This window comes from Flavobacterium hibernum (assembly GCF_000832125.1).
Lineage (GTDB): Bacteria > Bacteroidota > Bacteroidia > Flavobacteriales > Flavobacteriaceae > Flavobacterium > Flavobacterium hibernum.
Genome location: NZ_JPRK01000022.1, coordinates 1 through 22,164, shown reverse-complemented (window position 1 = coordinate 22,164; position 22,164 = coordinate 1). Strand labels below are relative to the sequence as shown.

Below are 22,164 nucleotides of genomic sequence, written 5' to 3'. Positions count from 1 at the left end.
CCTTTAAAACTAAAAAAATGACTCAGATAAACATTAATCCTACGCCGGTTATATCAATGAAAATCTCTAAAAAATCTTCTGAAATTTCTTGGTTCAGTGAAGCTGATATCAGAAGCTCGCAAGATAAAAAGAATGCAAAAATTAAAAAGGATTTAAAAAAGAAGAAATAAAAATGATTGAAGGTAAAATTGAAACTGTAGCCATTAGAACCCCTGAAAGAGTAGCCGAAATTTCTTGGTTTAATGATATTATTGGTGGAGATACAGCATATTTAGGTGTTTTAGATAATGATCGCCGAAGCAGTTACGAACATTGTCGTGAGATTACGCTTGAAGCAGAAAAATTGGGTTTTAGTAATATACTTTATCCATCGGCTTATACTGTGGGGCAAGACGGGTTGGCTTTTGCCGCAAGTGTTGCGCCCGAAACAAATAAGATCACATTTCTACTGGCAATTCGTACCGGAGAAGTACATCCGCCCATGTTGGCGCGCGCCATTTCGTCATTAGATCATATGTTGAAAGGACGTTTAATATTGAATATTATCAACTCAGATTTACCGGGAACGCGCGAAGATCCAAATCTAAGATATCAAAGATGTTCTGAGGTAATTCAGATTTTGCAACAAGGCTGGACGCAAGACAGAATATCACATAAAGGAGAAATTTATCAGTTTGATCTGCCTTCAGATCCGGTTAAATCATATCAGCAAAACGGTGGCCCATTATTATATTTTGGAGGAACTTCCCCTGGTTCCAGAGCTGTTTGCGCGAAACATTGCGACGTGTTTTTGACTTGGCCGGAATCTGAAGAATCAATGTATGCAACGCTTAAAGAAATGAGCGAACGTGCTGCTGCCGAAGGAAGAACGATAGATTTTGGTTTAAGAATTCATGTTATTGTTCGCGAAACTCAGGAAGAAGCCAGAGCTTACGCCAAAAAACTAATTTCAAAATTTGACGAAAAACGAGGTTTAGAAATCAGAAGTCGTGGCGAAGACTCACGTTCGTTAGGCGTTTTAAAACAAGACGAATTAAGAGAAACTTCTGATGAAGATGGTTATGTAGAAGATATTCTCTGGACGGATATTGGTAAAGTTTTCTCAGGTTGTGGAAGTGGCTTGGTTGGAAGTGCAGATCAAATTATAGAAAAACTAAACCGCTATATGGATATGGGTTTTAGATCTTTTATTTTCTCAGGATTTCCATTAATTGAAGAAGCCAACTATTTTGCCAAACTCGTTTTACCGCGTTTACCAAATGCCTCTTTGCCCCATTTACAAGGAAGAATTCCGCAAGAAACACCTACAACACCATTAACCAATGCAGAGTTGGTTTAGTTATAAAAACAAAAAACAAGAATGTCACAAATAGAAAAAAAACAAGAATATAAAAGAGAACTCGGTCTTGCCGATGCTGCCCTATTGGTCGCCAGCGGAATGATTGGTTCTGGAATTTTTATTGTAAGTGCAGATGTTACACGAAATGTCGGGTCAGCGGGTTGGCTAATTTTAGTTTGGTTAATTGGTGGATTCATGACTTTAACTGCGGCTGTTAGTTATGGAGAATTAAGCGGAATGTTTCCAAAATCAGGCGGTCAATATATTTATTTAAAAGAAGCATATAATCCTCTGGTGGCATTCGTTTATGGTTGGAGTTTGTTTACAGTCATTCAAACCGGAACTATTGCTGCAGTTTGCGTTTCGTTTTTTAAATTCTTGGCTTATTTTTTCCCGCTTTTCAGCGAAGATTTGGTCGCGTTCAGGATTGGTGATTCCTTTACGGTTTCGCCTGCACAGCTCTCTTCTATTGTCTTGCTTTTTATCTTAACCTACATCAATACCAAAGGCGTAAAACTTGGAAAGTTAATTCAGAAGTTTTTCACCGGAACCAAATTAATAAGCTTACTAATTCTTATTGTTTTCGGGTTTATATTTTTTAAACCCGAAGTCTGGCAGGCAAACTGGACGAATCCTTTTCATTTACAAAAACTAAATCCAGATGGTTCGTTTTTACAATACACCAATACACCAGCTTTTTGGGGTGCAATCGCATCTGCTTTAGTAGGAACGGTAATTAGTTATGATGCCTGGAATAATGTGACTTTTGTATCTGACGAAATAAAAAATCCAAGACGAAATATTGGCTTGAGTTTGCTTCTTGGAACTGCCGTTGTAACCATTATATATGTTTCTTTAAACATCATGTTTACAGCAGTTCTCCCAATTGAAGCCATTGGAACTCCAGAAAAAGACCGAGTTGGTATTGCAGCTGCTCAAGCTATTTTTGGTTCAAGCGGCACTTCGATTATTGCCTTAATGATTCTGATTGCTTCTTTTGGTTGTGCCAACGGAATGATTTTATCTGGAGCGAGAGTGTATCAAAGTATGGCAAAAGATGGCTTATTTTTCAAGAAAACAGCCATTTTAAACAAACATTCTGTTCCTGCAAATGCATTATGGATTCAGTTTTTTATGGCGGTTATTTTGAGTTTAAGCGGCCGTTACGGGAATTTATTAGACATGATTTCGTTTGTAGTTGTTTTGTTTTACGTCATTACTATTGCCGGAATCTTTGTTTTGCGAATTAATAGACCAAAACACGATAGACCTTACAAAGCCTTTGGATATCCGTTTTTACCCGCTATTTATATCATTCTAGGATCGGCGTTTTGTATTTTATTAATTATTTACAAACCTACTTATACATGGCCAGGCTTAATTATCGCAGGTATTGGAATACCGGTTTATTACATTAGAGAGAAATTTTCTAAACCACAAAACAACGAATTATGATTGTAATAATTCTAAAAATAAGAAAAATGTATTTTTTGATTTAAAAACAATACTAATATTTTCAAAAATCTAAAATACAGCATTTTACAAATAATTTCACAGTAAAATAAAGTGTAATTATTTCGATCGCTTTTATTAAAATCATAAATTTACTATAGAACAAGATTTTCTTTTTAAAGAAACTTATAAAATAATATAACCAAAAAAATAACCTTAAAAACCATTAAATCATGGCGGATTCTAAACAACAACAAACGGCATTAGGAGATGTTGCAGCAAGACAACTCGCGATTGCAACACGTACAGTCCCACAAATCGGAACAATTTCACCACGTTGGTTAACGCATCTTTTGCATTGGACTCCGGTTGAATCGGGTGTATTTCGTTTGAATAAAGTAAAAGACGGAAGTCATATTGAAGTAGATTGTTCTGCAAGAGACGAAAGAGTTCTTCCAAACACTTTTGTGGACTACATCGATAATCCAAGAGAGTATAATTTAGCAGCGGTTCAAACTATTGTCGAAGTTCACACGCGTGTTTCTGACTTGTACAGCAAGCCGTACAATCAAATTTCGGAGCAACTTCGCTTGGCAATTGAAACCATTAAAGAACGTCAGGAAAGTGAGTTAATCAATAATAAAGATTACGGTTTACTAAGTAATGTTGCTAAATCGCAAATTATTAAAACCAGAACGGGCGCACCAACTCCAGACGATTTAGACGAATTATTAACAAAAGTATGGAAAGAGCCAGGATTTTTCTTGTTACATCCTTTGGCTATCGCAGCATTTGGTCGCGAGTGTACGCGTCGTGGTGTACCACCTCCTACTACATCTTTGTTTGGATCTCAGTTTTTAACATGGAGAGGAATTCCGCTTATTCCATCAGATAAATTACCAATTGTAAACGGTAAATCTAAAATCATTTTATTGCGTACAGGCGAAAGCCGTCAAGGTGTAATTGGACTTATTCAACCGGGATTACAAGGAGAACAATCTCCAGGTTTATCTGTGCGTTTTATGGGAATAAATGAAAAAGCAATTGCGTCTTATTTAGTATCTCTTTATTGCTCATTGGCCATATTAGTAGATGATGCTATAGCTGTTCTTGAAGATGTAGAAATAGGTAAGTATCATGAGTACAAATACTAACAACAACGGTTTACCCAACATTGACGATTTGCAGCTTTTGGCCAACGAATTGTTCAAGACTTTACCTAATGAGTTTCCTAAGGAAATTTCGTTAAGTCCTGATCGAACTGAACATCCGCGTGCCACAAAGATTGCCGAAACGTTTTTGCAATCCGGTAATTTAAACAGCGGTGCCGAAAATCCAATTTCATCGCAAAATGTTGCAAGTCCGCCTATTGCTTCGCCAGCATTTAGTGGCTTTGGAGCATCACCGTCTGTGGCTAATTACGGTTCGGGAGCTTCAGCTTTGTACCCAAATGCGGGTGCAGGATTTAATCCTCAAAGCGGAGTAACATCATCTGGAGTTCAGGAAGACAACAACTTAAATCTAAATAATCCGCATACAGGATTTCAGGATATTAATCTAAAAAATGGAGGTTCACCGCAATTGAATGAAGAATCTTTTTTTTCGCAATTGCTTTTAAACAATGAGTATTTGCCTTTTCAATCTGAAAATTCTTCTTTTGAAACTGAATTAAAACTGGCGCTTTCGTTTGTTGATACCCATTTTACAAAGCGTGTAGATTTTCCGTTAAACGGAAATGAAGCGAACTCTTACTATTTTTTAGACCAAAATCCTTTTGCATTTGATCAGAAAAATGCCAATTTAGCAGTAGGAAAAACTTTTGAACCACAAGGATTTAGCCACCTTACAAGTGCTCCTTTTGATGCAAATCTCATTAAAAAAGATTTTCCGATATTAAGAGAAACCGTAAATGGTAAACCTTTAGTTTGGTTTGATAATGCAGCAACAACTCAAAAACCACAATCGGTTATTGATCGTATTGCTTATTTCTACGAACATGAAAATTCGAATATTCATCGTGCTGCACATGAACTTGCAGCGCGTGCCTCTGATGCTTATGAAGCTGCTCGAGAGAAAGTAAAAACATTTTTGAATGCTTCATCTGTAAACGAAATTGTTTTTGTTCGTGGTGCTACAGAAGGAATCAATTTGGTGGCTTGCACTTGGGGAGATCAAAACCTTAATTCTGGCGACGAAATTATCGTAAGTAATCTTGAACATCACGCCAATATAGTTCCGTGGAAACGTTTGGCTGATAAAAAAGGACTAAAACTACGCGTAATTCCTGTTGATGACGACGGTCAAATTTTGCTGGATGAATATGCTAAATTGCTGAATTCTAAAACTCGTTTGGTTGCTTTTACACAAGTTTCAAACGCACTTGGAACGGTAACTCCTGCTAAACAAATTGTTGAAATGGCACATGCTGCCGGAGCAAAAGTTTTAATAGATGGTGCACAATCCGTTTCGCACATGAAAGTTGATGTTCAGAACCTAAATCCGGATTTTCTGGTCTTTTCAGGACATAAACTTTTTGGACCAACGGGAATTGGAGCTTTGTACGGAAAAGAAGATTTGCTAAACGAAATGCAACCTTATCAATCTGGTGGAAACATGATTCAGGATGTTACTTTTGAGGAAATAAAATACCACAAAGCACCCAATCGTTTCGAAGCCGGAACGGGAAATATAGCCGATGCTATTGGTCTTGGAGCAGCAATAGATTATGTAACTAAACTAGGAATCGAAAACATTGGTCAATATGAACACCAATTACTGGAATATGCTACAAAATTGCTAAAAGAAATTCCGGGCGTGCGATTGATAGGAACTGCTGCTAATAAAGCAAGTGTACTTTCTTTTAATCTGCAAGGATATTCTAACGATCATGTTGGTCAGGCTTTAAATAAAGAAGGTGTTGCAGTAAGAACGGGACATCATTGTGCGCAACCTATTTTGAGAAGAATGGGAGTTGAAACTACTGTTCGTCCATCTTTGGCATTTTACAATACTACACAAGACGTTGATACTTTTATCCAAACTTTGTGGGAACTTAAAAAAGTTAGGTTTTAAAATAAAATGAGCCAATGCATGATATGCATTGGCTCAAAGAAATAGTTACTTTTTTTGATATTTTAAGTAATTATAACCAGAAGGCGATTGTTTTACTACAGTCGCCTTTTTATATAATAAAGATAAGTAAAATAATCATTTCATTTTTTAAACACATAGAATCATAGATTCTGCAAACTTAAAAAAGGCATTTCATTTATTTAAAAAAACATAGCAATCTGTTTTATGCCACAGATTAAAGGATTAAATAGATTAGAATAAAAATCTGCTTAATCTGCAATCCCGATAGCCATCGGGAGCGTGAAAAAACTTAACCGCGTATATTTTAATTTAATCTCTAAAATCATTCAATGACTTCTCAATAATTTCAAGACATTCCTGAATTTGAGCTTCGGTCATAACCAATGGTGGTGCTAACCTGATTTTGTTTCCGTGAGTTGGTTTTGCCAATAATCCGTTGTCTCTAAATCTTAGGCAAATTTCCCAAGCCAAATCTGAGTCTTCACCGCAATTAATAACAATCGCATTCAACAATCCTTTACCACGTACCAATGTGATTAAGTTGTTACGCTCTGCAATTTCATTTAAACCTTTTCTTAAAATGATTCCTAAACGTTCAGCATTTTCAGCTAGATTCTCTTCTTTAATTACTTCAAGCGCAGCAATTGCAACAGCAGCAGCAACAGGATTTCCACCAAAAGTAGATCCGTGTTGACCTGGTTTAATGACATTCATAATCTCGTCATTACACAAAACTGCCGAAACCGGATAAACTCCGCCCGAAATCGCTTTACCCAAAATTAAAATATCAGGCTGAACATTCTCGTGATGTACTGCTAATAATTTTCCTGTACGCGCAATTCCAGTCTGAACCTCATCTGCAATAAACAAAACATTATGTTTCTCGCACAAGGCTTTGGCTTTTGCTAAATATCCTTCAGATGGCACATAAACTCCAGCTTCTCCCTGAATTGGTTCAACCAAAAATCCTGCTATATTTTTTGATGATTCTAAAGCTTTTTCAAGTGCTTCAAGATTATCGTATTCTATTTTTATAAATCCATCTGTAAACGGACCAAAGTTTTTACGCGCAGTTTCATCATTCGAAAATGAAATAATAGTTGTCGTTCTTCCATGAAAATTATTCTCGCAAACAATAATTTGTGCTTGATTCTCTGGAATGCCTTTTACTTCATAAGCCCATTTACGGCAAACTTTAAGAGCTGTTTCTACAGCTTCAGCGCCCGTATTCATTGGCAGAACTTTATCAAACCCAAAGAACTTGGTTACAAACTCTTCGTAATTTCCTAATTTATCGTTGTAAAAAGCACGCGAAGTCAACGTAAGTTTTTGTGCCTGATCTACCATTGCTTTTACAATTTTAGGATGGCAATGTCCTTGATTTACGGCAGAATATGCAGATAAAAAATCATAATATTTTTTTCCGTCTACGTCCCAAACATATACTCCTTCTCCTCTTTCTAATACAACCGGAAGCGGATGATAATTGTGAGCTCCGTATTTATTTTCTTTTTCAATCAAAACTTCTGATTTTGACGAAAGGTTATTTTCAGTATGAATCATGATTTATTTCTTTTAATTCTTTTCAAAGTACAAAAGTATTAAAAATTATTATTTATCAGGCCATAAAACACTTGTTTTGACTTTAATTTTTGTTTTAAAAGTCAAAAAATAAATTTTAAAACTTAAAAAAAGTCAATTTAATCGTCAAGAGCATCATTTTATCCCTTATTAATTAAAAAAAATAATTACTTTTATAAATCCGAAAATAATTAACCCAATCTCAAACAATGGATATATTAGACGAATTTGATATTAGCATCATTAAAGAATTAGAAAAAGATGGCAGAATGGCTTTTTCTGCAATTGCTGCTAATTTAAAGATATCAAACACTATGGTGCACCAACGTATTAACAGAATGATTGAGCAAGGTGTTATTGGTGGTATAAAACCTATTATTCAAGAAAAAAAGATTGGTTACGACTGGGCTTCTTTTACTGGTATTACCCTAAATAAAGATTCTGATTCTGATCGAATTATTGAAGCCTTAAAGGATATTCCTGAAATTACGGAATGTTATTATGTAACGGGTTCATTTACACTTTATATCAAAATCATTGCGAAGAATCATGAACACATGCGAAGAATCCTTTACGAAAAAATAGATGGTATTCCGGGTATTGCCAAAACAGATTCTATTATTGAATTAGGTTGTGCCTTTAAACGAAATATTACTTTATAGAATAATCATAAAAACAGCAAAAAGAAACCTCGAATAAATACAATTCGAGGTTTTTTTGTAACATTTTATTTCTGATATTTGTTAAAAATTGTGAAACTATGAAAAATTCAGCTATTCTCTTATTTGCTACAATCTTGTTTTCTAATACTATCAATGCACAATTAAAACCTGTAAAATATACTGATGGTTCGCAGGCCTTAAATGGATTATTTGTAAAAGCAGTCAAAAAAAGCAGTCAAAATCCTGGAATTTTACTTTTGCCGGCTTGGTTAGGAATTGATAAAGCATCAAAAGATATTGCGGAGAATTTATCAAAATTAGGCTACAATGTTTTTATCGCTGATATTTATGGCGAAGGAAATTACCCAAAAAACACTGCCGAAGCAGGAAAACAAGCCGGTTACTATAAAAAGAACTACGAAATTTATCAAAAACGCATTAATGCAGCTTTGCAGGAATTAATAAAATCTGGCGCAAATCCTGATAATATTGTCGCAATAGGATATTGCTTTGGAGGAACTGGAGTTCTTGAGGCGGCACGAGGACACTTGAATCTAAAAGGTGTTGTTTCGTTTCATGGCGGATTAGGCAAAGATGCAACTCGACCTGTTGAACCAATTACTACAAAAGTGCTGGTTTGTCATGGTGCCGATGATCCGTTTGAATCGGCAGCAGAAATTACAGCTTTTCAACAGGAAATGAGAGATTCTAAAGCCGACTGGCAAATGATTTATTACGCAAATGCTGTTCACTCGTTTACAAATCCCGAAGCTGGGAGCGATAACTCTAAAGGAGCTGCCTATAATCCAGTTGCTGCAAAAAGATCATTTGAGCATTTACAACTTTTCTTAAATGAAGTCTTGAAAAAGTAAAATTAATTGATGTGAATGGCACGCAGATATTACGGATTTAAACAGATTTACGCTGATTTTCAATAAAATTAATTCGTGCTTATTCGTGAAATTCGTGGCAAAAAAAACAAATCCATTTAAAACATAAACAGTCAAAAAAACAACCAAAATTAAACCAACTTAAATAACTAATGTCACACAGTCCGATTAGAAAAGACAAAACCTGTTTGAATTGCAGGCACGTTGTAGAACAAAAATATTGTCCAAATTGTGGTCAAGAAAATACAGACAGCAGAAAAACATTTCATCATTTATTCATACACTTCTTTGAAGATTTGACGCATTATGAAAACGCATTCTGGAAAACCATAAAAAACCTTCTTTTTAAACCTTCAACTTTAACTAAAGAATATCTTTCGGGAAAACGTTTATCTTATTTGGCACCGGTTAGACTTTACATTTTTATAAGTTTTGTAACCTTTCTTTTAATTGCATTATTTCCAAGTCATATAAGTGAGGACCTGACAAAAGGTGAAAAAGAAATTACATCAAATTTCGAAAAAGTAGATAAAAAAGAGAAAAAAAGCTGGGATGAAAAATCATATTTAAAATCGAAAACACTAGATAAGTCCTATTTTCACTTCAAAACAATGAAAGAAATCGATTCCATACAAAAATATGGGAAAGAAGAAGAAAAACTTAACCAATTTCAATACTGGCTTCAAGAGAAAGCTGTCCACGTAACGGAGACTAACACTAAAAAGCAAATTATCGAAAAATTCATAGAATCTTTTGTACATAATTTACCTAAGGTTCTGTTTGTTATCATGCCGTTTTTTGCTTTCTTTTTGTGGATTTTTCACAGTAAAAAGCGCTGGTATTACTTTGACCACGGTATATTTACACTACATTATTTTTCGTTTTTATTACTCGTATTTTTGATTCTATTTTCTCTGGAAAGAATAGCACAATTAATAAACAGTACCTTTATTAATGCTATAGTTAATATAATCACCTTTGTTGGAGTACTATGGGCATTTTATTATTTTTTTCCTGCTCATCATAGATTTTATGGCGAGTCAAGAATTGTCTCTTTTATAAAAAGTATGATATTATTCTTTATCAACTTCTTTTTTACGCTATTTTTACTAACATTCTATATGTTATACACATTCATTAATTTACACTAATAAATATGAAAAAAATCATACTCTTATTATTAATTGGTTCTGCATTTTCTTGTAAAAATACGCAGTCAGTTACCTCAAAAGATAATTCAGACCCAAGTAAATACATACAAGCCATTAGCGAAAAAGATCTAAAAACAATGTTATACGTTGTTGCTTCTGATGAAATGGAAGGTCGCGAAACAGGCTCTAAAGGACAAAAGAAAGCAGGTCTCTATATGATCGAGCAATACAAAAAAAGTGGAATCTCTTTCCCAAAAGGAGCAACAGATTATTACCAACACATTCCTGCTTCTTTCTTGAATGCCAGACGTAATGAGAACTTACCTGATTCTGAGAATATCTGGGCCTATATTGAAGGTTCTGAAAAACCAGATGAAGTTTTAGTAATCTCTGCACATTACGATCACGTTGGTATAAAAAATGGCGATGTATATAATGGTGCCGATGATGATGGTTCCGGAACTGTTGCTGTAATCGAAATGGCGAAAGCTTTTGCAAAAGCTAAAAAGGAAGGACACGGACCAAAACGTTCTATTCTTTTCTTACACGTTACTGGCGAAGAACATGGTTTGCACGGATCACGTTATTACTCTGAAAATCCTTTGTTTCCAATTGCCAACACCATTACTGATATTAATATTGATATGATTGGTCGTCGCGATGTAGAGCATGCTAATACAAACAATTATGTATATGTAATTGGTGCTGATAGATTATCTTCTGATTTACACAATATTGTAGTGGCTCAAAATGAAAAATACACGAAATTAGATTTAGATTTTAAATTTAATGACCCTAAAGATCCAAATCATTTTTATGAGCGTTCTGATCATTATAACTTTGCAAAACATGGTATTCCTGCTGTTTTCTTATTCAACGGAGTTCACGAAGATTATCACCAAAAAGGCGACGAACCTGAAAAAATCGAATACGACGCTTTAACTAAAAGAACAAAATTAGCTTTTGTTATTGCATGGGATTTGGCAAACAGAGAGAATAGACCTGTGGTTGACAAGAAATAGGTTCTTAATTTTTTAGGTACAGAGGTACAAAGTTGCAAAGGTTCAAAGATTTCTTTTAACAACTGCAATAGAAACTTAAAACCTAACAATTAAGTCACTAAAATGAAAAATCAAAAATAAAAAAAGGATGAGTTTATCAAAACTCATCCTTTTTTTATTTATAGTGGTATATACTCTCAAAGCAAAAAAACCTAAGTCCCTTTGCAACTTTGAACCTCTATACCTATCTTAGTCATTCATAGAAATCAAAAACTCTTCGTTATTTCTTGTTTTCTTAAAGCGTTCGTTTACAAAATCCATAGATTCAACTGGGTTCATATCTGATAGATATTTACGCATAATCCACATTCTTTGTAACGTTTTCTCGTCTAATAATAAATCATCACGACGTGTACTTGACGAAGTAAGATCGATTGCAGGGAAAATACGTTTGTTGGCGATTTTACGATCCAATTGTAATTCCATGTTACCAGTACCTTTAAATTCTTCAAAGATAACCTCATCCATTTTAGAACCAGTTTCTGTTAATGCAGTTGCAATGATACTTAACGAACCACCGTTTTCTACATTTCTTGCAGCTCCAAAGAAACGTTTTGGTTTTTGCAATGCATTAGCATCAACACCACCACTTAAAACTTTTCCAGAAGCAGGCTGAACTGTATTGTAAGCTCTTGCTAAACGTGTAATAGAATCTAATAGGATAACTACATCATGACCACATTCTACCAAACGTTTTGCTTTTTCAAGAACAATATTGGCAATTTTTACGTGTTCTTGTGGTTCTCTATCAAATGTAGAAGCAATAACTTCTCCACGAACACTACGTTGCATATCTGTAACCTCTTCAGGACGCTCATCAATCAAAAGAACGATAAGATAAACTTCAGGGTGATTTGCAGCGATTGCATTTGCAATGTCCTTTAATAACATTGTTTTACCAGTTTTAGGCTGCGCTACAATCATACCACGCTGACCTTTCCCGATTGGAGAAAATAAATCGATAATGCGAGTTGAAACTGAACTGCCTTTTTCGGCTAATTTGAATTTTTCAGAAGGGAAAACTGGTGTCAAGTGTTCAAAAGAAACTCTATCGCGAACTACTTGCGGGTCGTGACCATTTATTTTTAGTACACGAACCAAAGGGAAAAACTTTTCGCCTTCTTTAGGAGGACGAACCACTCCTTTTACTGTATCTCCGGTTTTAAGACCAAACAATCTAATTTGTGAAGTTGATAAATAAATATCATCTGGAGATGCTAAATAATTATAATCTGATGAACGCAAGAATCCGTAACCGTCAGGCATCATTTCAAGAACACCTTCACTTTCAATAATTCCATCGAACTCAAAGTCTGAATCTCTGAAATTACTTTTTTTATTTTTATGATTTGGATTTTGATTCCCGTTATTTCCGTTTCCGTTAGCATTCCCGTTTGGATTCTGATTTGGGTTTTGATTCGGATTTGGATTTTGGGCTTTATTCTGATTTGGATTCATCTTTTTTACAGGAGCAGAACCTTCTGTTTTTTCAACGATTTCCTTTTTTTCTGTTTCTGTTGTCGCTACAGGAGTTATGATATTTTCTCCAACTTCGTCAGCAACTACTTCCTTAGAAGCTTCTTTTTCTTTTTGCAGAGCAACCTTTTTTTCGTAAGCTGATTTACTAAACTTTACAATTTTTGGTCCCTTTTTCTCTACTTCCTTATTCTCTTGATTTTCCTGAGCTACCGGAGTTGCCTTAACGGCTGGAGCAGCTTTAATTTTTGGAGTCCTTTCTGGAGCTACGGGAGTTTCAATTTTCTCAGGAGCTTCCTCAACATTATCAAATTCTAAGACAGGCGCATTTTTTGCAATAGCCACTTTTTTTGCTGGAACTATTCTGGCTCTTTTTGGCTTATCGTCTTCTACAATATCAGCCACAGCATTAACTGGCGGCGCAACAGTCGTTTCTTGATGTGCTAAAATCTGACTTATTAAAGTCTCTTTTTTAACGCCATTAAACTTTATAGTTTTAGCTAACTTAGCTATTTCTTGAAGCTCAGCAAGCTTCATTTCTTTTAATGCAGAAATATCAAACATGAATGTTCTATGAATTTAATTATTTTAAAGGAAAAACTGTAAAAAGAATAGGTAGATATTTTTTTTCAATTGCCCGCAGTATGAAGTGCTTACGGTATTATGATGCAATAATACGAATAAAATTTAATCAGACAATAGTATTTTAAAAAAAGAAAATATATTTTTGTAAAACAATTTTACAAAATGATACAACGAATTCAAACAGTATATTTAATTCTTGCATTTATAGCAACAAGTGTTTTAATGCTTTTTATTCCTTTATGGACATTAAAAACAGGAACACCATTCTATTTTAATCAAGATCCAATTTACACTGTAATTGTTGGCTTAAGCACTATGCTTACAATCATTAGTATCATTTCATACAAAAAAAGACAAAATCAGTTTGTGATGGGCAGACTGAACATAATATTAAATTTAATTTTATTAGGATTATTTGTATATCGCTCTCTAAATTTATCTGGAGACGCAACAGCAGTTGTGTCTGAGAAAGGTATTGGGATGTTTCTACCTATTGTTGCTATCGTATTATTAGTATTAGCTAATAAGGCCATCAAAAAGGACGAAGATCTTGTAAAATCTGTAGATCGTTTGAGATAAACCTATAAACTTAAGTTTTTTGTGCGAAGAGAACCCGAATTTTATAATTCGGGTTTTTTTGTGTCTTATTCAATCATAAATTAAGCTTATACAGGTAACTTCTGCCCTCATTCCTTCATAATTTTGCATGAAATACCATAAAAAATCATGAAGAACAAAATAAGGATTCATCTTGCCGATGATCATCAGGTACTTATTGATGGACTTACTAATTTACTGCAGACCGTTACAAATTTTGAAGTTGTTGGCAGTTCTCAGGATGGAATCAATATTTATGATGACGTTATTGCAAACAATGCAAACATCTTAGTTCTGGATATTAGTATGCCTAAAAAAGATGGAATAGAAGTACTTAAAGAATTCAGTCAAAAAAAATTTCCGTGCAATATAATCATCTTGTCTAGTTATGACGATCTCAAAATCATAAAAGAAGTTATGAAACTGGGCGCAAAAGGTTATCTAACTAAAAAATGCGCTGGCGAAAACATCATTAAAGCTATAGAAACCGTGCATCTAGGTCAAGAATATTTCTGCGACACTGTTCGAGAAAAAATTTTCAATAGTTTTACTCATAACAATCCTAAACTTAACAGAAATCATTACATCGAAAACCCAATTTTAAGCGCTAGAGAAATTGAAATTGTTACTTTAATTTCACTAGAATATAGTGGCAAAGAAATAAGCGAACAACTTTTTATTAGTACACACACCGTTGAAACTCATCGAAAAAATATCATGAAAAAATTACAAACCAAAAATACAATTGGTCTTGTAAAATATGCTTTAAAAAACAACCTGATAAATCCTTAAATCAATCAGAAAACCGTATCTATAATTCATATGTTTTATGTCAATTTTCCGAACTTTTATTTTATCATTTTTTTTCATTTCTGCAAGCATTGCTTTTGGTCAGAAAAAAACAGTTACTTCTGAAACAAAGATTAACTTCTCTGAAAATCTGCAAAAACACAATACTTCAGAAATTCATCATACTGAAAAATTTAAAAGCAAAGAAACACTCAGTTTATCTATAGTACTCACCATCTTAGTGTTTATTTTATTCTTTTTTTTCTATCAAAATAACAAACTAAAACAAACGATAAAAAGAAAAGACACGAAGCAAAAAATACTTCTAAATGTAATTAATGCAGGTATTGATAGTCAAGAAATTGAACATAAAAAAATCGCCTCTTTTTTGCACGACAACATTAATTCCTTACTCTCTTCTGTTGGACTTCATTTGAATGTTTATACGACACAAAATAACATAAAATCTGAAGAAATCAGGAAGGCTAAAGCTATTCTCGAAGAAGCTCACGATTTATTACGCGACATGTCGCACGACTTGGTTCCGACACTCTTAGTTCGTTTTGGATTAATTTATGCATTGGAAGACTTATGCGAAAGAATATCAAACTCAAGTTTAAAATTTAAATTTTCAAGCACCATTTCAACCGAAAAAAGATATAGTGAAAAATTTGAGATGAAGCTTTATTTTATTATAACCGAACTGTTCAATAATATTATAAAACACAGTGACGCAAAAAAAGCACACATTACATTATCTGAAAAACAAAATCAATTTACAATTATGATTCACGATAATGGAATAGGTTTTAAGACGGAAAAACTTAAAGAAGTCGAAGGTTTTGGCCTGAACCGAATTAGAGCCCGAATTAAAAAATACAAAGGAAGCATCACTATTAATTCAAAACCTAACGAGGGAACTTCGATTAAAATTCAAGTCCCAATTCCTCATTAGACAAAATTATTTTTTCCCTATTTCAACAATTTCCAGATCTTTTATTTTATCATCGTCAATTACAAATCGTAACATGGTTCGAACTTGATGAAATCCGCTTTTTCCTGCGGCACCTGGATTCATATGCAATAAATTATTCTTTTTATCAAACATCACTTTCAAAATATGTGAATGCCCGCAAATAAATAATTTAGGCGGATTTGACGTCATCTCTTCTCTTATAGCAGGATTATATTTTCCCGGATATCCACCAATATGCGTTATCCAAACCGAAACATTTTCACACATAAATCGATTGTGCAACGGAAATTCTAATCTTGCCTGCGCATCATCAATATTACCATAAACACAACGCAAAGGTTTTAACTTTTTTATAGTATCTGTAACATGCAAATCTCCAATATCTCCAGCATGCCAAACTTCATCGGCCTGATTTACATATTTTAAAATAGTATCGTCAATATGACTGTGAGTATCGGAAAGTAATAGGATTTTTTTCATTCTTTTTTTAAGGGGCAAAGATTCAGAGGCGCAAAGGTACTAAGGTTTTTTTAAAGGTGCTAAGATTCTGAGGCGCTAAGGTTCTAAGTTTTTTTTCATATAAAAAATCCGATCTGCAGGTGCAGACCGGATTCAAAACTTTGAGTTAGACGCACAACAGTGCGTCTGTACGATATACGATGTGTTTTACATTTCACATCTAACATTTTACAACAATTATTATTTCTTAGGATTTTTTAAATCTTTCGAATCTTTTGTATCCATCATTTCCATTAATTTTAATCCTAATAAACCGCTGATTGATCCATCAGAGCCGCCATTTCCTGAAATCAAAACATCCGGAATTACTTTGATATTTCCTTTACCAATTTCTTCGGTTACTTTATATCGGGTAAAGTTATCACCACCCATTGCGCTAACTTGAAGTTGGTACGATTCGGCAGTCGATTTACCAATTGCCATAATTTTTTCTGCTTCTGCCAAACCAGTTTTTGAGATTCGTTCAGCTTCAGCACTTGCGTTTAGCTTCGTTGCTTCTGCCTGTGCTCCTGCCCTTGCTTTTGTAGCTTCAGCTTCGGCATTTGCACGCATTTTTGTTGCTTCGGCTTCAGCGTTTACATTCAGTTTTAAACTTGTTGCATCACCTTCTGCTTTCTTGACGGTTGCATCAGCAGTACGTTGCGCAATTTCAACACTTTGAGATGCTCTAACAATTTCTTTTTGCATATCTGCAATTGCCGTCTCTTTTTCCATTCCCTGACGCTGTTCCTGCGCCATTCTTTGAGTTTGATAGGTTTTTTGCTCTTCTTCGGCTAATTTTCTATCCGTTAAAGTTTTCATCAATGAATCTGGCGGAACAATATCTCCAATTAATGTATCAACAGCGTTTACGTTATATTCATCAAGTACTAACTTGATATGGTTTTTAGCAGATTCCTGACGCTCTTTTCTAGTTGACAAAAAAGAAATTACATCGCTATCCTGAGCCGAGTTTCTAAAATAGTTACCAATTGTAGGCTCTAGAACCTGAGAAACCAAGTTGTTCATGCTTCCAAAACGCGCAATTACTTTTGGCGCCTCGGCAGCCGGAACGTGAATAATTTGTGCAACGTCCAGATTAAAAGGGAAACCATCTTTTGAACGAACGGTAATTGTAGATAAGTTTTTATCTAAATCATGCGACTCGCTTCTGGCATTTGCCCAGTTTAAAACCAAGTTTGTTGTTGGAACTGGTTCTAGTTTTGTCGTGTACTTATTCAGAGCATATTTTCCAGGTCCAAAAGGCTCCATCCAGACACCACGTTGCCCTTTTGAAACAATATTTCCGTGTTTAAACGTATCTCCTGTTACGTCTTGTCCGTCTTCACCAATATATGAAATTACGACTCCAACATATCCAATTGGCACATCTGTCATTGGGTTTTGTTCAATTAAAATTCCCCATGTATTAATATAATAAGAACCCGCCAACATTACCTGAGGCTGTAATCCACGGTTACCACCTTTGCCTAAAAACTGGTCAAAATCCTGAAAGTTATTATGTCCTTCAACAAATTTACCTGCAATTTGTCCTTGCGGAATTGGCTCTCCATCCAGAGCAGTTACAATACCAATCATATTCTCGTAGATCTTAACTTGATCTGCAATTACGATCTCGAATAAAAAGGTATTAATACGATAAGAACCTGTTGTAATAAATGCCGTCTGACGACCTTTTTGTCCACCATTGTTTAAGAATGCGGTAGCATCCTGAAAATTGTCACTTTCAATTCTTCTGGCCAAGATTCGTCCAGTAGGAATTTCTTGTCCATCTTTACTTAAAACCAATCCAATTTTTCCTTCCGGAATAATTGTAAATCCAGTCATATCGATTGAATATTGCCAGATCCACATTCCCCAGTATAAACCCGGAGCTAAAGTTTGCGCCTGATAACCTGCTTCTCCTTTTGTCGCAATAATACGACCATCCGGAAGCGACCTATCGGCTCCAAACAAAACGAATTTTTTGGTCACTAAACCAATTTTATCTTCGGGAACCATTACCATTCCAAAGAAAACGCGCAAAATAAATTTGTAAAAAATAATGGAGAATAAGATTAAAATTATCCACCAATAAGAAGTAATTTCATTCATAGTTTTTGATTTATTAGACTACAAACATAATAGAAATATTTCCTGTTAAAATAAAATATTTTCAAAATTAACATTTGCCAATTTTTCATAAATTATGTTAAAAATAAGCTCTAGTTAAATCGTTGGAATTGTCAATTTCTGACACGATTTTTCAGTGAATAAACTATGATTGGTATTTTGGACGTTAACAGTTTTTAAGAAGGTGCAAAGGCTCAGAGATACAAAGGTTCATAGGTTTCATTAATCAGACTTACAGAAACCAACTTTTTTCAAAAGTATAGCAAGACCTTTTATATCTGTTCATTATTCACCTGACAGGTTTTAAAAACCTATCAGGCATAAACATCTATAAAATTCACCTACTCAAGTATCGCAAAAAACCTTTGAACCTTTGCCCCTTTGTTACTTTGAACCCATAAAGAAAAAATTCTTTGTACCTTTGCATCTCTGAACCTTTGAACCTTCACCTTGAGATATTTTATTCAATTTGCATATAACGGAACACATTATCATGGTTGGCAATTTCAGCCCAATGCATCTTCTGTTCAGGAAACTTTAAACAAAGCGCTTTCTGTTTTATTAAATGCTCCTATAAATGTTATGGGTGCCGGAAGAACTGACACTGGTGTTCATGCACAGGAAATGTACGGACATTTTGATGTCGAAACTTCGCTTGATGTTCCTAGTTTGATACATAAACTCAATTCATATTTACCAAAGGACATTGCCATTTTTGACATTATTTTGGTAAAAGACGACGCACATTGCCGATTTGATGCTACAAAAAGAACATATGAATATCATATCAATACTGTTAAAAATCCGTTTTTACAGGAATTTAGCTGGTATTTTAATCAAAAATTAGATGTAGCTTTGATGAATGAAGCTGCTAAAATTTTGTTGAATCACACCGATTTTCAATGTTTCTCGAAAGTAAATACAGATGTAAATACTTTTGATTGTACCATATTTGAAGCGCATTGGAAACAGGAAAACAATACACTAATTTTTACAATTTCGGCCAATAGATTTTTAAGAAATATGGTTCGTTCTATTGTTGGAACTTTAGTAAATATAGGTCTTCATAAAATTTCTCTGGCAGATTTTGAAAATATTATTGCTAGTAAAAGCAGAGAAAAAGCCGGTTTTTCGGTTCCGGCACACGGATTATATTTAACCGAAATAAAATACGATTACATCATAAAATAGCCCTGATTGCAGTGAAAAGCTTTTTTGAAAAAAATGTAGTTTTTGTGTTTTTATGAAGCGACCAACGGAAGCTTTATAAAAATAATACAAAAACCCATTTTTGAGAAAAACTTGTAACGAAAAGCAGGAATAGCTCCTAAAAAATAAATGAAAGCAAAAGCATTTGATACCGGATTATTCAAACGAATTTTAAAATATACAAAACCATATAAATGGCGTTATTATGGCGTTATTATTTTTGCAATTTCTTTGTCGATTTTTGCTGCACTTCGTCCTTACTTATTAAAACAAACGGTTGACGGCTATATTAAAACGCACGATAAAGAAGGTTTATTGATGTACATCATTTTAATGGGCATTGTTCTTTTGTTCGAAGTTTTCTCTCAGTTTTACTTTGTGTATTGGGCCAATTGGTTGGGGCAAGACATTGTAAAAGATATTCGTACGAAACTTTTTAAACATATTTTAAGTTTTAGAATGAAATATTTTGATTTGGTTCCTGTAGGACAATTGGTAACCAGATCTGTATCAGACATTGAATCGATCGCACGTATCTTTAGTCAAGGTTTGTTTATGATTATTAGCGACTTGATGAAAATGCTTGTTGTACTGATTTTTATGTTTTACATGAACTGGAAACTGACTTGGATTGTAGTGGTTGCCATGCCTATTTTGGTTTTTATCACTAGAATTTTTCAGCGCAAAATGCAGGTTGCTTTTGAGGAAGTTCGTACACAAATTGCTAATATGAACTCTTTTGTACAAGAACGTGTTACAGGTATGAAGATTGTTCAGCTTTTTAACCGTGAAAAAGTTGAGGCCGAAAACTTCAAAGAAATCAACAATAAACATCGTGTCGCTTGGATAAAAACAATTTTATACAACTCAATATTCTTTCCTATTGCAGATATTATTTCGTCTATTACTTTAGGATTAGTGGTGGTTTATGGAGGTTTTAAAATCCTAAACGGTGATCATTTTACAACTTTTGGAGATTTGTTCTCTTATACCATGTTTATCGGAATGTTGTTTAATCCGTTGCGTCAGATTGCAGATAAATTTAACGAGATGCAACTAGGAATGATTGCTGCCAATCGTGTTTTTGACATTATTGACACTCAAGATCATATTCAGGATACGGGAACTCTTGAAGCTCCGGTTTTTGAAGGAAGTATTGAATTTAAGGATGTACGTTTTAGTTATATTCCGGAAGAGGAAGTGATTAAAGGTATCGATTTATCTGTAGCTTCTGGACAAACGATTGCGATTGTAGGTTCGACCGGTGCAGGAAAATCGACAATTATTAACTTATTGAATCGTTTCTACGAGATTAATAGCGGAACCATTTTTATTGACGGACAAAATATCGAAAACTATACATTGGCTTCATTAAGAAAACAAATTGCAGTGGTTTTGCAAGATGTCTTTTTATTTGCCGATACGATTTACAACAATATCACTTTGCATAATCCCGAAATTACGCGTGAGAAAGTTCTTGATGCTGCCAAAAAAATTGGTGTTCATGAGTTTATCATGAGTTTGCCCGATGGTTATGATTTTGATGTAAAAGAACGCGGTGTGATGCTTTCGTCTGGACAACGACAGTTGATTGCCTTTTTGCGTTCGTATGTAAGTAATCCGAGTATTTTAATTTTAGATGAAGCCACCTCATCAATCGATACTTATTCTGAAGAATTGATTCAGCGTGCGACCGAAACTATTACCAAAGGAAGAACTTCGATTATTATAGCGCACCGCTTGGCAACAATTGTAAATGCTGATAAAATTGTGGTTATGGATAAAGGTCTAATTGTAGAGCAAGGAACACATCAGGAATTACTGAATAAAGTCGACGGTTATTACAAAAACCTCTACGATTCGCAATTTTCGGTCGCTAACTAGGTTTTCAAATGCTAAAAAAGTTCTTAAAAAAGTTAAATTAGCGTTATAAGAATCATAAATGTGATAGTTCAGAACCAGCGCGATAGTATTCTATTTTTCTTTATTCTTTATCTTTGAGAATCAAAAAATCAAATGTAAAAGAAAATGCCACAAAACAGATTTTATCCTCAAGAAGAATTCAAAGAAATAGAAATAAACGCCTCATTACAACTTAGATACGCAATTTCAAATAGAGGTCGCCTCATAAGTTTTTCAGATGAAATTGAAAACGGACGCCTCCTAAAAGGTGGTTTGAGCGACGGATATCCAACTTTTAGATTTAAGGTCAAAAAAGACGATAAAATTGTCAACAAATACCTGTTTTTATACAAATTAGTTGCGCAATATTTTATTCCAAAAGAATCAGAAGAACAAACTTATGTTCTTCATATGGATTACAACAGAAGTAACGACGATATAAGTAATTTACGCTGGGCAACAAAAGCCGAGATGATGGCACACAGTCGTAAAAGCCCACGCGTGATTCAGGCCAAAAAAAATCTAATTGAACACAACTTAAAAGCCGATGGACGAAAATTAACCACTACAAAAGTGATGTTAATCAAGAAAATCCTTGCCAGACCAGAACAAAAAACACGTCTTAAAATGATCGCTAAACAATTTGGCGTAAGCGAAATGCAAATACGCAGAATTGCTAGTGGCGAAAACTGGGGACACGTAAAAGTTTAATTAACAATTGATAATTAATAATTAATAATTATTTTGTCACTCTGAGCGAAGTCGAAGAG

The 22,164-nt window shown here is 34.3% G+C and carries 19 protein-coding genes; 15 read left to right on the top strand and 4 right to left on the bottom strand.

The window, feature by feature from the left end:
* The first annotated feature begins 17 nt into the window (after positions 1-17).
* The 5 genes from IW18_RS23250 to IW18_RS20640 all read left to right on the top strand — a co-directional run bounded on the left by IW18_RS23250 (position 18) and on the right by IW18_RS20640 (position 5,863).
* Positions 18-170: a hypothetical protein gene (locus IW18_RS23250; protein WP_160113203.1), complete on the top strand. Its 153-nt coding sequence runs from the start codon at positions 18-20 to the stop codon at positions 168-170.
* Between the two features lie 2 nt (positions 171-172).
* A complete protein-coding gene (locus IW18_RS20655) occupies positions 173-1,339 on the top strand; it encodes an LLM class flavin-dependent oxidoreductase (protein WP_041520089.1) in 1,167 nt (388 codons plus the stop codon).
* A gap of 21 nt (positions 1,340-1,360) precedes the next feature.
* Positions 1,361-2,794, top strand: a complete 1,434-nt coding sequence (locus tag IW18_RS20650) for an APC family permease (RefSeq protein ID WP_041520087.1) — start codon at positions 1,361-1,363, stop codon at positions 2,792-2,794.
* A gap of 230 nt (positions 2,795-3,024) precedes the next feature.
* A complete protein-coding gene (locus tag IW18_RS20645; RefSeq protein ID WP_041520085.1) occupies positions 3,025-3,945 on the top strand; it encodes a family 2A encapsulin nanocompartment shell protein in 921 nt (306 codons plus the stop codon).
* Complete coding sequence (locus tag IW18_RS20640) at positions 3,929-5,863, top strand: family 2A encapsulin nanocompartment cargo protein cysteine desulfurase (protein WP_041520083.1); 1,935 nt, start codon at positions 3,929-3,931, stop codon at positions 5,861-5,863. The genes IW18_RS20645 and IW18_RS20640 overlap by 17 nt, the downstream gene beginning before the upstream one ends.
* 330 nt (positions 5,864-6,193) lie before the next feature.
* On the opposite strand, the gene rocD is transcribed toward IW18_RS20640, so the two are convergent.
* Positions 6,194-7,447, bottom strand: a complete 1,254-nt coding sequence (gene rocD / locus IW18_RS20635; RefSeq protein WP_041520082.1) for an ornithine--oxo-acid transaminase — start codon at positions 7,445-7,447, stop codon at positions 6,194-6,196.
* 227 nt (positions 7,448-7,674) lie between these two features.
* Here rocD and IW18_RS20630 point away from each other — a divergent pair, with 227 nt between their 5' ends.
* The 4 genes from IW18_RS20630 (at position 7,675) to IW18_RS20615 (ending at position 11,190) form a co-directional block, all read left to right on the top strand.
* The gene (locus IW18_RS20630) at positions 7,675-8,127 is read left to right on the top strand and encodes an Lrp/AsnC family transcriptional regulator (RefSeq protein WP_041520080.1); all 453 of its coding nucleotides are present in this window, start codon (positions 7,675-7,677) and stop codon (positions 8,125-8,127) included.
* Positions 8,128-8,225: 98 nt separating this feature from the next.
* Positions 8,226-8,999: a dienelactone hydrolase family protein gene (locus tag IW18_RS20625; protein ID WP_041520079.1), complete on the top strand. Its 774-nt coding sequence runs from the start codon at positions 8,226-8,228 to the stop codon at positions 8,997-8,999.
* Positions 9,000-9,169: 170 nt separating this feature from the next.
* A complete protein-coding gene (locus tag IW18_RS20620; protein ID WP_041520078.1) occupies positions 9,170-10,168 on the top strand; it encodes a DUF3667 domain-containing protein in 999 nt (332 codons plus the stop codon).
* Positions 10,169-10,173: 5 nt separating this feature from the next.
* The gene (locus tag IW18_RS20615; RefSeq protein ID WP_041520076.1) at positions 10,174-11,190 is read left to right on the top strand and encodes a M28 family peptidase; all 1,017 of its coding nucleotides are present in this window, start codon (positions 10,174-10,176) and stop codon (positions 11,188-11,190) included.
* A 228-nt stretch (positions 11,191-11,418) separates the two neighbouring features.
* Here the strand turns inward: IW18_RS20615 and rho are convergent, their stop codons facing one another.
* Positions 11,419-13,269 (bottom strand): transcription termination factor Rho, encoded by a 1,851-nt coding sequence (gene rho / locus IW18_RS20610; protein ID WP_041520075.1) that lies wholly within the window; start codon positions 13,267-13,269, stop codon positions 11,419-11,421.
* Positions 13,270-13,452: 183 nt separating this feature from the next.
* Here rho and IW18_RS20605 point away from each other — a divergent pair, with 183 nt between their 5' ends.
* From IW18_RS20605 to IW18_RS20595, 3 genes are all read left to right on the top strand, one after another.
* Complete coding sequence (locus tag IW18_RS20605) at positions 13,453-13,869, top strand: DUF4293 domain-containing protein (RefSeq protein WP_041520074.1); 417 nt, start codon at positions 13,453-13,455, stop codon at positions 13,867-13,869.
* Between the two features lie 147 nt (positions 13,870-14,016).
* A complete protein-coding gene (locus tag IW18_RS20600) occupies positions 14,017-14,679 on the top strand; it encodes a response regulator (protein WP_041520073.1) in 663 nt (220 codons plus the stop codon).
* 37 nt (positions 14,680-14,716) lie between these two features.
* Complete coding sequence (locus IW18_RS20595) at positions 14,717-15,631, top strand: sensor histidine kinase (RefSeq protein ID WP_041520072.1); 915 nt, start codon at positions 14,717-14,719, stop codon at positions 15,629-15,631.
* A gap of 6 nt (positions 15,632-15,637) precedes the next feature.
* On the opposite strand, the gene IW18_RS20590 is transcribed toward IW18_RS20595, so the two are convergent.
* Together IW18_RS20590 and IW18_RS20585 are read right to left on the bottom strand one after the other, a co-directional pair.
* Positions 15,638-16,132: a metallophosphoesterase family protein gene (locus IW18_RS20590; RefSeq protein WP_041520070.1), complete on the bottom strand. Its 495-nt coding sequence runs from the start codon at positions 16,130-16,132 to the stop codon at positions 15,638-15,640.
* Positions 16,133-16,351: 219 nt separating this feature from the next.
* Positions 16,352-18,265 carry an SPFH domain-containing protein gene (locus tag IW18_RS20585; protein ID WP_041520069.1) on the bottom strand — a complete coding sequence of 638 codons (1,914 nt, stop codon included), beginning with the start codon at positions 18,263-18,265 and terminating at the stop codon, positions 16,352-16,354.
* Positions 18,266-18,733: 468 nt separating this feature from the next.
* Between IW18_RS20585 and truA the strand changes: the two genes are divergently transcribed.
* The 3 genes from truA (at position 18,734) to IW18_RS20570 (ending at position 22,105) form a co-directional block, all read left to right on the top strand.
* Positions 18,734-19,474, top strand: a complete 741-nt coding sequence (truA, locus tag IW18_RS20580; RefSeq protein ID WP_041520067.1) for a tRNA pseudouridine(38-40) synthase TruA — start codon at positions 18,734-18,736, stop codon at positions 19,472-19,474.
* Positions 19,475-19,621: 147 nt separating this feature from the next.
* Positions 19,622-21,376 carry an ABC transporter ATP-binding protein gene (locus IW18_RS20575; RefSeq protein ID WP_041520066.1) on the top strand — a complete coding sequence of 585 codons (1,755 nt, stop codon included), beginning with the start codon at positions 19,622-19,624 and terminating at the stop codon, positions 21,374-21,376.
* A gap of 144 nt (positions 21,377-21,520) precedes the next feature.
* Complete coding sequence (locus IW18_RS20570) at positions 21,521-22,105, top strand: HNH endonuclease (protein WP_041520065.1); 585 nt, start codon at positions 21,521-21,523, stop codon at positions 22,103-22,105.
* The last annotated feature ends 59 nt before the right edge of the window (positions 22,106-22,164 follow it).

Bases quoted from the DNA above. Each gene is read 5' to 3' on its own strand.
- IW18_RS23250 (WP_160113203.1), top strand. From the start codon at position 18: ATGACTCAGATAAACATTAATCCTACGCCGGTTATATCAATGAAAATC.
- IW18_RS20655 (WP_041520089.1), top strand. From the start codon at position 173: ATGATTGAAGGTAAAATTGAAACTGTAGCCATTAGAACCCCTGAAAGA.
- IW18_RS20650 (WP_041520087.1), top strand. From the start codon at position 1,361: ATGTCACAAATAGAAAAAAAACAAGAATATAAAAGAGAACTCGGTCTT.
- IW18_RS20645 (WP_041520085.1), top strand. From the start codon at position 3,025: ATGGCGGATTCTAAACAACAACAAACGGCATTAGGAGATGTTGCAGCA.
- IW18_RS20640 (WP_041520083.1), top strand. From the start codon at position 3,929: ATGAGTACAAATACTAACAACAACGGTTTACCCAACATTGACGATTTG.
- rocD (WP_041520082.1), bottom strand. From the start codon at position 7,447: ATGATTCATACTGAAAATAACCTTTCGTCAAAATCAGAAGTTTTGATT.
- IW18_RS20630 (WP_041520080.1), top strand. From the start codon at position 7,675: ATGGATATATTAGACGAATTTGATATTAGCATCATTAAAGAATTAGAA.
- IW18_RS20625 (WP_041520079.1), top strand. From the start codon at position 8,226: ATGAAAAATTCAGCTATTCTCTTATTTGCTACAATCTTGTTTTCTAAT.
- IW18_RS20620 (WP_041520078.1), top strand. From the start codon at position 9,170: ATGTCACACAGTCCGATTAGAAAAGACAAAACCTGTTTGAATTGCAGG.
- IW18_RS20615 (WP_041520076.1), top strand. From the start codon at position 10,174: ATGAAAAAAATCATACTCTTATTATTAATTGGTTCTGCATTTTCTTGT.
- rho (WP_041520075.1), bottom strand. From the start codon at position 13,269: ATGTTTGATATTTCTGCATTAAAAGAAATGAAGCTTGCTGAGCTTCAA.
- IW18_RS20605 (WP_041520074.1), top strand. From the start codon at position 13,453: ATGATACAACGAATTCAAACAGTATATTTAATTCTTGCATTTATAGCA.
- IW18_RS20600 (WP_041520073.1), top strand. From the start codon at position 14,017: ATGAAGAACAAAATAAGGATTCATCTTGCCGATGATCATCAGGTACTT.
- IW18_RS20595 (WP_041520072.1), top strand. From the start codon at position 14,717: ATGTCAATTTTCCGAACTTTTATTTTATCATTTTTTTTCATTTCTGCA.
- IW18_RS20590 (WP_041520070.1), bottom strand. From the start codon at position 16,132: ATGAAAAAAATCCTATTACTTTCCGATACTCACAGTCATATTGACGAT.
- IW18_RS20585 (WP_041520069.1), bottom strand. From the start codon at position 18,265: ATGAATGAAATTACTTCTTATTGGTGGATAATTTTAATCTTATTCTCC.
- IW18_RS20575 (WP_041520066.1), top strand. From the start codon at position 19,622: ATGAAAGCAAAAGCATTTGATACCGGATTATTCAAACGAATTTTAAAA.
- IW18_RS20570 (WP_041520065.1), top strand. From the start codon at position 21,521: ATGCCACAAAACAGATTTTATCCTCAAGAAGAATTCAAAGAAATAGAA.